This is a genomic window from Plantactinospora sp. BB1 (assembly GCF_003030385.1).
In the GTDB taxonomy this organism is placed as follows: domain Bacteria; phylum Actinomycetota; class Actinomycetes; order Mycobacteriales; family Micromonosporaceae; genus Plantactinospora.
The window spans coordinates 3,068,125-3,080,316 of the sequence record NZ_CP028159.1 but is presented as its reverse complement, the minus strand read 5'-3'; the positions used below and the strand labels follow the sequence as shown (position 1 = coordinate 3,080,316).

Annotated in this window: 11 protein-coding genes; 5 read left to right on the top strand and 6 right to left on the bottom strand. The window is 71.3% G+C overall.

Annotation, left to right across the window (positions count from 1 at the left end; genetic code table 11):
• Window positions 1–19: 19 nt before the first annotated feature.
• Together C6W10_RS13380 and C6W10_RS13375 are read right to left on the bottom strand one after the other, a co-directional pair.
• Window positions 20–2,362, bottom strand: coding sequence for a SulP family inorganic anion transporter (locus C6W10_RS13380; RefSeq protein WP_107258359.1), 2,343 nt, complete (start codon window positions 2,360–2,362; stop codon window positions 20–22).
• A 280-nt stretch (window positions 2,363–2,642) separates the two neighbouring features.
• On the bottom strand, window positions 2,643–4,070 hold the full coding sequence (locus C6W10_RS13375) for a PLP-dependent aminotransferase family protein (protein WP_107263915.1): 1,428 nt from the start codon (window positions 4,068–4,070) through the stop codon (window positions 2,643–2,645).
• A 108-nt stretch (window positions 4,071–4,178) separates the two neighbouring features.
• Here C6W10_RS13375 and C6W10_RS13370 point away from each other — a divergent pair, with 108 nt between their 5' ends.
• Both C6W10_RS13370 and C6W10_RS13365 read left to right on the top strand, forming a co-directional pair.
• Window positions 4,179–4,802 carry a disulfide bond formation protein DsbA gene (locus tag C6W10_RS13370; protein WP_107258358.1) on the top strand — a complete coding sequence of 208 codons (624 nt, stop codon included), beginning with the start codon at window positions 4,179–4,181 and terminating at the stop codon, window positions 4,800–4,802.
• Window positions 4,803–4,812: 10 nt separating this feature from the next.
• Window positions 4,813–5,862: a DMT family transporter gene (locus C6W10_RS13365; protein ID WP_107258357.1), complete on the top strand. Its 1,050-nt coding sequence runs from the start codon at window positions 4,813–4,815 to the stop codon at window positions 5,860–5,862.
• 52 nt (window positions 5,863–5,914) lie between these two features.
• Here the strand turns inward: C6W10_RS13365 and gdhA are convergent, their stop codons facing one another.
• Window positions 5,915–7,261 carry an NADP-specific glutamate dehydrogenase gene (gene gdhA, locus C6W10_RS13360; protein WP_107258356.1) on the bottom strand — a complete coding sequence of 449 codons (1,347 nt, stop codon included), beginning with the start codon at window positions 7,259–7,261 and terminating at the stop codon, window positions 5,915–5,917.
• Between the two features lie 357 nt (window positions 7,262–7,618).
• Window positions 7,619–8,026, bottom strand: coding sequence for a RidA family protein (locus C6W10_RS13355; protein WP_107258355.1), 408 nt, complete (start codon window positions 8,024–8,026; stop codon window positions 7,619–7,621).
• A gap of 93 nt (window positions 8,027–8,119) precedes the next feature.
• Between C6W10_RS13355 and C6W10_RS13350 the strand changes: the two genes are divergently transcribed.
• Complete coding sequence (locus C6W10_RS13350) at window positions 8,120–8,743, top strand: TetR/AcrR family transcriptional regulator (protein WP_107258354.1); 624 nt, start codon at window positions 8,120–8,122, stop codon at window positions 8,741–8,743.
• A gap of 7 nt (window positions 8,744–8,750) precedes the next feature.
• Here the strand turns inward: C6W10_RS13350 and C6W10_RS13345 are convergent, their stop codons facing one another.
• Both C6W10_RS13345 and C6W10_RS13340 read right to left on the bottom strand, forming a co-directional pair.
• Entirely contained in the window at window positions 8,751–10,916 is a 2,166-nt protein-coding gene (locus C6W10_RS13345; protein ID WP_107258353.1) for a hypothetical protein, read from the bottom strand.
• Window positions 10,916–11,254: a DivIVA domain-containing protein gene (locus C6W10_RS13340; protein ID WP_107258352.1), complete on the bottom strand. Its 339-nt coding sequence runs from the start codon at window positions 11,252–11,254 to the stop codon at window positions 10,916–10,918. Before C6W10_RS13340 ends, C6W10_RS13345 begins: the two co-directional genes overlap by 1 nt.
• A 329-nt stretch (window positions 11,255–11,583) precedes the next feature.
• Between C6W10_RS13340 and C6W10_RS13335 the strand changes: the two genes are divergently transcribed.
• Together C6W10_RS13335 and C6W10_RS13330 are read left to right on the top strand one after the other, a co-directional pair.
• A complete protein-coding gene (locus C6W10_RS13335) occupies window positions 11,584–11,805 on the top strand; it encodes a winged helix-turn-helix domain-containing protein (RefSeq protein WP_107258351.1) in 222 nt (73 codons plus the stop codon).
• 163 nt (window positions 11,806–11,968) lie between these two features.
• The gene (locus C6W10_RS13330) at window positions 11,969–12,181 is read left to right on the top strand and encodes a hypothetical protein (RefSeq protein ID WP_107258350.1); all 213 of its coding nucleotides are present in this window, start codon (window positions 11,969–11,971) and stop codon (window positions 12,179–12,181) included.
• The last annotated feature ends 11 nt before the right edge of the window (window positions 12,182–12,192 follow it).

Below are 12,192 nucleotides of genomic sequence, written 5' to 3'. Positions count from 1 at the left end.
TCCCGGCTCGCTCTCCTGGCTAGGGCCGGACGAAACTGGCGCCGTTGATCTCCAACTCCTGCTCCGGCGGCGAGGTGAACCGCTGCCGTTGCTCGTCGAGGACCAGCAGCATTCCGGTCGGAATGTCGAAGAAGAGCCCCTGCACCGACACCTTCCCCTCCGCGACGCCACGGGCGGCGAGGAACTCCCGGAGCACCGCGACCTGGCGGGCGACGTTCACCATCGCCAACTGGTCGACCTCGGCGCGGCCGTCTCCGGCTGCGGCCGACCCGACCGGATGGCCGGCCCGCCACGCCGCCAGGCTCGGCCGCCCCCACCGCAGCCACCGCCCGACGTGACTCTCCTCCTCGTCGCGCCCGCCGAGCAGCCCCTGCATCGCCCCGCAACCGGAGTGCCCGCAGACCAGCAGCGCCGGTACGGCGAGCACCTCGACGGCGTACGAGACGGCGGCGGTAACCGAGCACTCCGCCGGATGGTCGGCGGGGACGAGGTTGCCGAGATTGCGCACCGTGAAGAGGTCACCCGGCCCGCTGCTGGTGATCACGTTCGGCACTATCAGGGCGTCGGCGCAGGTCAGAAAGGCACTGTACGGCCTGTGCCGGCCGTCCAGTTCGGTGAGGAACGGCCGCAGCCGGGCGGCCGAGCGGCGGTGGTATTCGCGTACCCCGACGTGCAGCGGCCGGAGCGCCGCGTGCGCCGATCCGGCCGCCTGCTCGGTGTGGTTCGGCTCACCCGCTCCGTCCGGATGCCGGGCCTGCCAACTCGACCACGGTGAGAACCAGCGCGGTGGCACCAGGGCGTGGATCCGCCGGGACGGCCGGGGCTGGTCGCCGCGCAGGGCCGCCGGACCGACCTCGTCGAGGCGTACCCGGCCGCCGGTGGTCTCGTGCTGGCGTACCCACGAGTCGAGGTGGTCGAAGGCCGCATGGTCCAGGAAGTCGGTGACCAGTTCCAGGTCGACGGTGCTGCCCGGCGGCACCCGCCCGAGGACGACGGAGAGCCGTGGGATGGCGAGGAAGCTGAGCGTCCCCTCGACGTGCACGGACCAGTGTTCGCGGCCCGCCGGACCGCCGCGTACCCGCTCGGCGTGCACCCTGGCCCAGACCACCCGGCGCAGGATCAGCACGACCGCCAGGACGAGTCCGACCAGTACCCCCTCCAGCAGGTTCAGGACCACCACGCCGAGCGCGGTGACGACGTAGACGGCCAGTTCACGGTGCCGGCGTACCCGCCGGATGTCGGAGATCTTCACCAGTTGCAGGCCCACCACGACGAGGAGGCCGGCGAGTGCGGCCAGCGGGATCCGCTCGACGAGTACGACGAGCAGGACCGCGAAGAGCAGCACCCACACCCCGTGCAGTACGGCGGAGGCCCGGGTCCGGGCGCCCGCGTTGACGTTGCTGGAGCTACGCACGATGACACCGGTGACGGGAAGCCCGCCGAGCAGCCCGGAGACGCCGTTCGCCAGGCCCTGGCCGATCATCTCCCGATCGAGATTCGTCGGGGTGGTCCGGCGTTCGCCCCGGGCGGCCCGGTCGGCGGCCAGCCGGTCGACGGCGGTGGCGGAGAGCAGGCTCTCCACGCTGGCGATCACGGCGACGGTCAGTACCGCGGCGGCGACCGCCGGCCAGTCCCCGGCCGGCAGCGCCGGCAGATGTACGGCGGCCAGCAGCGACCCGGGCATCTCCACCCGGGCCAGGTCGACGTCGTTCCAGACGAGCGCGGCGAGGGTGGCCAGGGTGACGGCGACGAGCGGGCCGGGTATCCGGCGTACCGGTGCCGGCAGCCGGGGCCAGAGCACCAGCAGTCCGATCACCGTGAGTCCGATCACGGCCGCGTGGTCGTGCCGGGTCGCCAGTTGGGCGGGCAGGTCGATCAGGTTCCGCACCGGCGTGGTGCCGGGTTCGCCACCGAGCAGTACGTGCAGTTGCCCGAGCACGATCGTGAGGCCGATCCCGGCGAGCATGCCGTGCACGATCGCGGGCGAGAGGGCGAGCGCGGTCCGGGCGATCCGGCACAGCCCGAACCCGACCTGCAACAGCCCGGCGGCGGCGGTGATCGCGCAGGTGGCCGCCCAGCCGAACCGGCTGACCAGCTCGGCGACGACAACGGTCAGCCCGGCCGCCGGGCCGGTGACCTGGAGCGCCGACCCGCCGAACAGGCCGGCGACCACCCCGCCGACCACGGCGGCGATCAGGCCGGCGGCCACCGGGGCGTTGGAGGCGGCCGCGATGCCCAACGACAGCGGCACCGCGACCAGGAAGACGACGAGCGAGGACGGCAGGTCGTACCGCGCGTCGTGGCGGAACCAGCGGTGCAGTCGGTGGGATGCGTCGGCCAGGCCGATCGAGGTGGGCGACATGCTGCCTCCTCCGGCTCCGCCGGCCGCGATGACGGCAGAGGGATTGTTGCCGGGCCGGCTCGCGTCCGATTCCGGGTGCGCTGGTCGGGCGGTGGAGGGGGAACGTCGCTGTCCAACAGAATTGTAGCCTTACGTCATAGGAAATCCCTATAGTGACGATTTATCATTTTCGAGAGCTGGGTGCTCGCCCCGAACGTCGCCTGGTGAGCGGCGACAGGACGCCCAGCCACCCGCGCGTGGCGGTTCCTCGTGCGGGCACTCGACCTCCGATTTGCGCCCGCTACCGCTGGGCGAACCCGGCGGCGAGGCGGCGGATTCCCTCGTCGATGTCGGTCAGCGCGATGCCGCCGTACCCGATGACCAGGCCGGGCTGCGCGGGGCGGTCGGCGCAGTAGCCGGCCAGGCTCTCCACCGCGACCCCGCTCTCGCGGGCCCGCGCCGCCACCGCGGCCAGCTCCCCGGTCGGGTCCGGGCCGGGCCGGACGGCGAGGTGGAGTCCGGCGGCCGAGGGCACCGGGTGCAGCCGCCCGGCGAGGTGCGCGGCCAGGGCGGCCAGGATCCGTTCACGGCGGGCCCCGTACTCCCGGCTGGTCCGGCGGATGTGCCGGGCCAGCAGACCCTCGTCGATGAACTCGGCCAGCGCGCCCTGGGTGGTCAGGTCGCCGTGCCAGTCGGTGAGCTGCCGCGCCGTGCGCAGCGCGGGCCGCAGCGAGGCCGGCGCGACCAGGAAGCCGACCCGCAGCATCGGCAGCAGGGTCTTGGAGAACGACCCCACGTAGACCACCCGACCGTGCCGGTCCAGGCTCTGCAACGGTTCCAGCGGGCGGCCGGCGAACCGGTACTCGCTGTCGTAGTCGTCCTCGACGACCACCGCGCCGTGCCGCTCCGCCCAGTCCAGCAGGGCGGTACGCCGGGCCAGCGACATCGGTACGCCGAGCGGAAACTGGTGGGACGGGGTGACGTAGACGAGTCGGCTGTCGGCCGGCAGCGCGGCGACGACGAGTCCCTCCGCGTCGACCGGCACCCCGGTCACCCGGGCGCCGAGGGTCCGGAACAGGCGGCGTGCCGGCGGATAGCCCGGCTCCTCCACCGCCACCCGGTCGCCCGGCTCGATCAGGACTCGACCGATCAGGTCGAGCGCCTGCTGCGCACCCTGGGTGACCAGGACGTCGTTGGCGCCGGCCCGCACCGATCGGGATACGCCGACGTGCCGGGCGAGAGCCGCGCGCAGCCCGGGATGCCCGGCCGGTTCGGTGTAGGCCGGGTACCGGACCGTCGCCGCCCGCAGTTGCCGGGCGACGAGCCGCCGCCAGGTCTGGAGAGGAAACAGCGCCGGGTCGGGGAAGCCGACCCGGAAGTCGTACCTCGGAGCGGGCTGCCGGGGCGTCTCCGGGACGGACTCCCAGACCGGACGGGGCCGGACGTCTCGGCCGACCGGGGCGGTCCGGGGCCGCGCCTCGCCGATCAGCCGGCGATCACCGACGTACGTCCCGGAGCCGACCCGGCCGACCAGGAAGCCCTCTGCGGTGAGCCGGTCGTACGCCGCCGCCACGGTGTTGCGGGCGACGCCGAGCCGCTCCGCCAGCTCGCGGGTGGGCGGCAGCCGCTCCCCCGGCCGCAGTCGCGCGTCGAGCACGGCCTCCCGTAACTGTCGGTAGATCTGAGTGGTCAGGTCATCAGGGCCGTCCAGCCGTACGTGAACCTCCACGTTCCCCTCCATTGGCCCAATCAACTTGTCGGGAATTGGAGCTTCTACACGGCCAATATGCCACCTAACGTCACGGGCAGCACAGCGCTCCTCTCCGAAGGGATCTCGATGATGCCGACCTCCGTCGACATGTGGTTCGATCCGATCTGCCCGTGGGCCTGGATCACCTCACGCTGGCTGCTGGAGGTCCAGCAGGTGCGGGAGATCGAGCTGCGGTTCCACGTGATGAGCCTGTCGGTCCTCAACGAGGGCCGGACGGACCTGCCGCAGCGGTACCGGGACCTCTTCGAGGTCGGCTGGGGGCCGGTCCGGGTGGCCGTCGCCGCCGAGCGGAAGTACGGACCGGAGGTGCTCGGTCCGCTCTACACCGCCCTCGGCACCCGGCACCATCACGACCGGGTGCCGATCGGCCGGGACCTGTACGTCGACGCGCTCACCGAGCTGGGGCTCGGGATCGAGCTTGCCGACGCCGCCGACTCGACCGAGTACGACGAGGAACTCCGGCGCAGCCACCTGGCCGGGATGGAGCCGGTCGGGGAGGAGGTCGGTACGCCGGTGATCCACGTACCCGGGCCGGACGGCCGGCGGATCGCGTTCTTCGGCCCGGTGGTGACGCCGATCCCGCGCGGTGCCGCGGCCGGTCGGCTCTGGGACGGTGTGCTGCTGGTGGCCGGAACCGACGGCTTCTTCGAACTGAAGCGGACCCGCACCCGGGACCCGGAATTCCACTGAGGAGGGTGCGGTGACCAGGCGGGGTTGGTTGCTCTTCGCCCTGATGAGCGTGATCTGGGGCATTCCGTATCTGTTGATCAAGGTAGCCGTGGAGGGCGGCGTACCGGTGCCGGTGCTGGTCTTCGTCCGGACGGCGGTGGGCGCCGCCGTACTGCTGCCGCTGGCCGTGCGCGGTGCCCGGGGTCTCCGGGGACTGCACCGGCACCGGCGCCCGCTGGCCGCCTTCGCAGCGCTTGAGATCATCGTCCCGTGGTGGCTGCTCACCGACGCCGAACGGCAGATCAGCAGCTCGATGACCGGGCTGCTGATCGCCGCGTCGCCGATCATCGCCGTGCTGGCCGGGCGGCTGGCCGGTGACGTCGAGCGGCTCGGCGGGCGGCGCTGGGCGGGTCTGGGGGTCGGACTCGCCGGGGTGGCGGTGCTGGCCGCGCCCGGCCTGCGCGGCGGAGACGTGCGCTCGATCGTCGAGGTGCTGCTCGCCGCCCTCTGCTACGGGATCGCACCGCTGATCCTGGCGCGGCGGCTGGCCGACGTACCGGTGCTGCCGTTGACCGCCGTCTGCCTCGGCGGAGCCGCCCTGGTGTACGCCACACCGGCAGTGTTGACCTGGCCGGAGGCGCTGCCCACCGGCCGGGTACTGGCCGCCCTCGCCGGGTTGGCCGTGGTCTGCACGGCGGCGGCGTTCGTCATCTTCGCCGCCCTGATCCGCGAGGTCGGCGTCACCCGGGCACTGGTCTTCACGTACGTGAATCCGGCAGTGGCGGTCATCGCCGGAGTACTGCTGCTCGACGAGCCGCTCACCGTCCCGGTCGTCGCCGCGTTCACGCTGATCCTCGGCGGCTCGGTGCTGGCGACCCGACGCGACGCCACCGCACCACACACCGTGCCCACCAGCGCACCGGACACCGGACCGACCGCCGCCCGCCCGAGCCCCGGGCCGGCGGCGGCGCCTACGCCACCCCGGCCGGCCGCCGCAACGACGACGACGACGGCTACGGCTACGGCTACGAGCACGAGAACGAGGACGAGGACGAATCGGAGCACGCCGCCGGACCGGTGATGCCCGATGTACTCGGGTGTACCCCGCCCGAATCGACGACGACGCCGGAGGCTCAGATGAGCCCGTGGGCGAGCATGGCCTCGGCGACGAGCCGGAAGGCGTCGATGTTGGCTCCCGCGACGTAATTGCCCGGCATGCCGTACTCCTCGGCGGTGGCGTAGCAGCGGTCGTGGATGGTCCCCATGATCTCCCGCAGTCGCTGCTCGGAGTGGGCGAAGGTCCACGAGTCGCGACTGGCGTTCTGCTGCATCTCCAGCGCGCTGGCCGCGACTCCACCGGCGTTGGCCGCCTTACCGGGCGCGAACCGCACCCCGGCCTTGGTGAAGGCGCGCACCGCCTCCGGCGTGGTGGGCATGTTGGCCCCCTCCACCACGATGGTGCAGCCACCCGTGATCAGGGTGAGCGCGTCGGCGGCGGTGAGTTCGTTCTGCGTCGCGCAGGGGATCGCCACCTGGCAGGGCACCTCCCAGACCGGGCGACCGGCGACGAACGTGGCGTGCGGCCGGGCCTCGACGTACTCGTCGATCCGTGCCCGGCGGACCTCCTTGACCTGCTTGAGCACCTCGACGTTGATGCCCTTCTCGTCGTGGATGTAGCCGGAGGAGTCCGAGCAGGCCACCACGGTGCCGCCGAGCTGGTGCACCTTCTCGATCGCGTAGATCGCCACGTTGCCCGAGCCGGAGACCACCACCCGTTTTCCGTCGAAGCTGTCGCCGCCGTCGACCCGGAGCATCTCCTCGGCGAAGAACACCGCCCCGTAGCCGGTGGCCTCCCGGCGCACCTGGGCACCGCCGTAGCTGAGGCCCTTGCCGGTCAGCACCCCGGACTCGTACCGGTTGGTGATCCGCTTGTACTGCCCGAACAGGTAGCCGATCTCCCGGCCACCGACTCCGATGTCGCCGGCCGGCACGTCCGTGTACTCGCCGATGTGCCGGTACAGCTCGGTCATGAACGATTGACAGAACCGCATCACCTCCCGATCGGAGCGGCCTTTGGGGTCGAAGTCCGACCCGCCCTTGCCGCCGCCGATCGGCATCCCGGTCAACGCGTTCTTGAACAGTTGTTCGAACCCGAGAAACTTCACGATCCCCAGATAGACCGACGGGTGGAAGCGAAGACCTCCCTTGTACGGGCCCAGCGCGCTGTTGAACTCCACCCGGAAGCCACGGTTGATGTGCACCTCGCCGCGATCGTCCTCCCACGGCACCCGGAAGATGATCTGCCGCTCCGGCTCGCAGATCCGCTCGATGATCTTCGCTTCGGCGTACTCGGGGTGGCTGATCAGGGCGGGAACGACGCTGTCGAGCACCTCCCGCACCGACTGGTGGAACTCGCTCTCACCAGGGTTGCGCCGCACCACCGACGTGAAGATCGACTCTAGCTTGTCCTCTACCGACACGTATGCTCCTCGGCGTTGCACCCGCGGCCGGTTCACGGCGGCGCGTCGGGCGCCCCTCGGATCGCCCACACCGCCGCGGCCACGTCAAACTCATAATGTCGCCGTGGGTAGCGACATGTCGGGGTACGGCTGATTCCACCTTGTGAGCGAGAATCGCCGGCAGGCACGGGATCTTCTCACCGCCCCCGTCCCGGACCGCGCTCGGCATGGTCAAGTGTGACTTTCGGCTGCTCATCGTCGTCGGCGTTAGTGGGTTGGCGAGGGCGCCGATGGCGGCCGGGAGGGTGGGGGGCGGTCGCAAGCCGGCGTACGTCGTCGCGCCCGCCCGGTCGGTCCGGCCGGCTCATCGCCGTGCGTTCAGTCGACCACCGCGACGGCCTCGACCTCCACCAGGAGATCGGGGCCGGCAAGCGCGCTGACACCCAATCCCGTCAACGGCGGGACGGGGGCGATTCCCAGCTTCGCCGCTGCCCGGCTGATCCCCTCCATCAGCAGCGGCATTTTGTCGGCAGTCCAGTCGACGACGTAAACGGTCAGCTTTGCCACGTTGTCGAAGGAAGCGTCGACCGCGCTCAGGGCGGTGGCGACGTTCAGGTAGCACTGTTCGACCTGGGCGGCGTAGTCGCCTATCCCCACCGTCGCCCCATCGGCGTCAACGGCGACCTGGCCCGCGAGGAAAACCAGCTTGGAACCGGTGGCGACCGACACCTGCCGGTACAGGTCGACCGTCGGCAGTCCTTCGGGGTTCACCATTGTGATGGGCATTGCTGGCTCCTTGTCTTGAAAACGTCTGTGCAGACGGCGGCTACTCCAGCTCCTCCCAAACCATAGCAGAGCTATGTTATGTAATCTGATGGCATGGCGAGGACGAAGGATCCTGCGGTCCGGGTACTGCTCATCGAACGCGCCGCACACATGCTCCGGACCCGCGAGCCCATCACCCTGCGCTCCCTGGTCGCCGGGACCGGTGTGTCGACGATGGCCGTCTACACCTACTTCGGCGGCATGGACGGCCTGTGGCAGGCCCTGCGCCAGGAGGGCTTCACCCGCCTGGCGGCCAGGTTCGCCACGGTGGCCACGTCCGAGGATCCGGTGCAGGACCTGGCCGCGCTGGTCGCCGCCTACCTCGGCAACGCCCTGGAGCACCCCGACCTGTACCGGGTCATGTTCGACGCGAACTTCGACCTCGAAGACCTCAAGGCCGCGGACGCCACCCTGGAGTGCCTGGTTCAAGCCGCCCGGCGGGCCAGAGACCTCAACCGCTTCCGCCTCGCGATCGAGCCGCTGGAAGTGGCGATCCAGAGCTGGGTCATCGGCCATGGACTGGTCTCCCTGGTCGCCAACGGCCCCCTGCCCCGCCAGACGCTCGACCACGGCGTCTCCATGCTGACCGCGTTGTTCGTCGGCATGGGCGACGAGCCCGACAGGTGCCGTTCATCGGTGGCGAACGGCTGGAAGCAACTGCACCCGCCCGGCCGATAGGGGTCGGTCAAAGACCGAGAGCGCCGATGGCGGCGGGGAGCGTGGGCGCGGCGGCAAGCTGGCGTACGTCGTCGCGCTCGCGAAGCCAGACCTGGCAGGTGGCGTTGTCGTAGTGGGCGGCGACGGGTTGTCCGGGGTGGTGGCGGGCGAGCCGGCGGAGCAGGGGTACGGGATCGTCGACCGCGATCGGGGTCGGAGTCTGTGGCACCGGGATCTGCTGGTCGGGGTTGGCGGGGACGTTGCCGGCGATGGCGAGTTCGAGATATTCGAGGCAGTGCGCGGTCGCGGCTTCCGGGGTGGAGTGGGTGGGCGGGTCGGCCGGGGTGGGCAGTCGGTCGAGGGTGTTGACGGTGACGTCCCAGCTCTCGCCTTGGAGGAGGCGGAGGTCGCCGGCATTGCGGATGTGGTCGGTGAGGGTGATCGTGACCGTGAGGCGCAGCCCGAGGACGAGCCGGACCAGGTCGGCCAGGGGTGGCACGTCGGGGCGGCGGGCCAGCACGAAGAGCCGGCCGCCGGGTCTGCCCCGGGCGGCCCAGCGCAGGTATTCGGTCAGTGGGTCGGCGTCGGGGTGGTGCAGGGTGACGGTGCCGTCCCGGAGACTGTGGTCGAGGCTGCCGCCGCCGTCGAGTTCGACCAGGTCTTCCGGGCGTACGCCGAAGTGGTCGGCCCAGCCGGCGAGCCGGAACTGGTCGGGAAGCTGGTGCAGCGGCTTGCCGCCGGGGTGGGTTGCCACCTGCGGCGCCGACACCTGCCGGCCGGTCCGCCAGGTCTCCTCCCCCGCCGGCCCGGCCCGGCCGGCGGGGTCGTCGTGCCAGGCGAATTCGCCGGTACGCCAGCCGGACGCGTCGGTGCGCCAACTGAGGTGTACGACCCGGCCAGCGAGGTCGGTGAGCGTGATGGCCGCCTCGGAGTGGAGTCGGCGGGCGCCCCGGCAGGTGTAGCAGCGCAGCAGTGACGGGCTGCGGCCGGAGCCGGCACACTTCGGGCAGTCAGGGTCGGCACGGTCGGTGCCGAGTCGGCAGTCGCAGCGGCGGAGTCGACTGTGCGGGTCGCAGTCGGGGCAGTCGACGTACGGGACGGGCGAGTCCTGCCACGACGGTGCCGGCGGCTCCCATCCCCGGCGCAGCGTCGTCGCGCGCCGGCTGTAGATCTGCCCGGTCGACCACTCGGTGAGAGTCTCCGTGGTCCCGGCGGTACGCAGGCTGGTGTGCCACCAACGGCCGTTCCGCCAGATCGCCTGCGCCCCGGCGGTCGGGTCGCCGGTGATGAGGTCGAGACAGTCGGCGAGGATCCGCCGTTCGAGCTGGTCCAGGTCGATCGTGGTTGGCTCGGGCGGTGGCTGCCCGAGGGTCACGTGGTGGGCGGGGGTGGACAGGCCGCGCTCCTCCAGGCCGTAGCAGGCGTCGAGCACGGTCGTGGTGGTGATCGCTTCGCTCAGGTCGTCGGCGTAGCCCTGGGCCTCGGCCGGCACCGGCCCGCCCGGCACCTCGAACCGGATCGCCCAGGTCAGGCCGGCCGTGGCGATCAGGCGGCGGGCCTCGACCACCAGATCCAGGCAGAGCAGATCGGCCAGCCGGCAGAGCCGGCCCAGCTCGACCGCCGCATCCCGGGGCGGCGCTACCTCGGTTCGGCCGAGATAGAGCCGCCACGCGTCGGTGTTCTCCCCGGCGATGGCCTCGGCCTCCAGCACCTCCCGGACCGACGCGGAGTGCTCCGGCCGCCAGGCGCGGGGCAGGAGGACGAGCGGCCCGTCCTGATCACCGGGTTGGCGAACATCCGTCCACGAACCGGCGCCGACGGCGGCGGCCAGGTCGCGGAGAAGCGGGGCGAGGGGCAGATGCCAGCTCCCACCGCCGTCGCCGGGCCACGGCGCCGGTTCCACCGCTCGCGGTACGACGTTCGCCGAGGCCACTGCCCCGGTGTCCAGGTTCGCCATCGTCAGGACGAGTTGGGCGCGGCGCCGCCCGGTCTGCCCGCAGTCGTGGCAGGGCCGGCCGACCGTGCCGACCCCCTGACACTCCAGGCAGTCCTGGTACGCCTCCCCCGCCGCCCGCCGAACTGACTCACTCTCGTCGACCAGAACGCGGTTGCCCCCGTAGGTGCAGCGGCACGGGTCGAGGGTGAAGGAGAGGCCGTCACACGACCGGCACTGCACCACCGCAGGCCCGGCCATCAGCGCCGCGCCAGCTCGTGCGCCGCCGACACCTGCCGGGACTGCCAGCGCCGCAACGCGTCCTTGATCCGGGCGTTCTGCTCTCGGACACCGGCCAGTTCCGCGTACGCCCTGGCCAGGTCACCGGCGACCTGATCCAGGAACTGCGTCACCTCGTCCGGATCGACTCCCCGCCGACCGAAGCCGACCGGGGTGAACCGGCGCAGCCGCACCTGCGACGGCAACAACGGCCGGTACGCCGCCGACCGGTACGGGTACGGGTACGCCGAGCCGAGCCGCCGCAGCGACGGCCCGTCCCGCCCCTCCCGCCGGAACAACCAACGGAGCAGAGCACGCATGACCTCTCACCAGCCTCTCGGAGCACAGGACGTGATGGGTGACCCCGGCCGGCGCCACCCCGCCCCACCGCCGCAGGCACGAGCAACATGCGGCAGCAGGGCGTGGCTCAGGGCTGGCACGGCCAGCAGGGAGAGTTCGCTAGCCGTGCCAGCAGGGATGCCCAACCGGAGGGCCGGTTGCCTACCAGGCTTTCCGTCACCAGGCGTCCCGCACGAGCAACTTACAATGCAAAGCATGGGAGGACAAGAGCTAAGCATGCAAAGCAGGCAAAGTCTTGAGGCCTCCTTGGCGATCATGAGAAGATGCAGGGGCCTACCAGGAAGTTGCCATGCCCCGAATCTCAGACCGCCAGCGCATCGCCCAGGACATCCGCGACAAGATCGCATCGGGTGAGTACAAGCCGGGCGACAAGCTGCCGTCGCTCCGCGAACTGATTGCGCTGTACGGCGTGTCCGCCGAGCCCGTCCGCTCAGCCCTGCTGATCCTGCAAGCGGAGGGCATTCTCGAAGGCCACCAGGGTAAGGGCGTCTTCGTGACCAACCCGAAGTAGGACTGCCACGACCCGACACCCTGGCAAGCGATCGACCGGGCTGCACCTTTCGACCATCTCGGATAGTGTTCGTTCGGCCACGCAGGAGTGACACCAGCGATGCCCGTCCGCGCTGACTCACGTCCACCGCCCACGGCGGCGGCCGGCACTCGGGGAGGATCACATGGCCAGCATCGGGGAAGTCAAAGCCGCACTCGCGCAGGCCGCCGAGCAGGTCCTCACCGGTCTCCGAGGCGTTGCTGTCGGCACCAACCACGCCAAGGTCTTTCAGGCCATCCAACGCGCCGAGCGGGGTAGGCAGCGTCTCCACGAGGCGGCCACCCTCATTCAGGGCGGCGCTACCGCCGCCCGCGAGCACGTCGGCGTCCTCGGCTAAGCGGGCTTCGA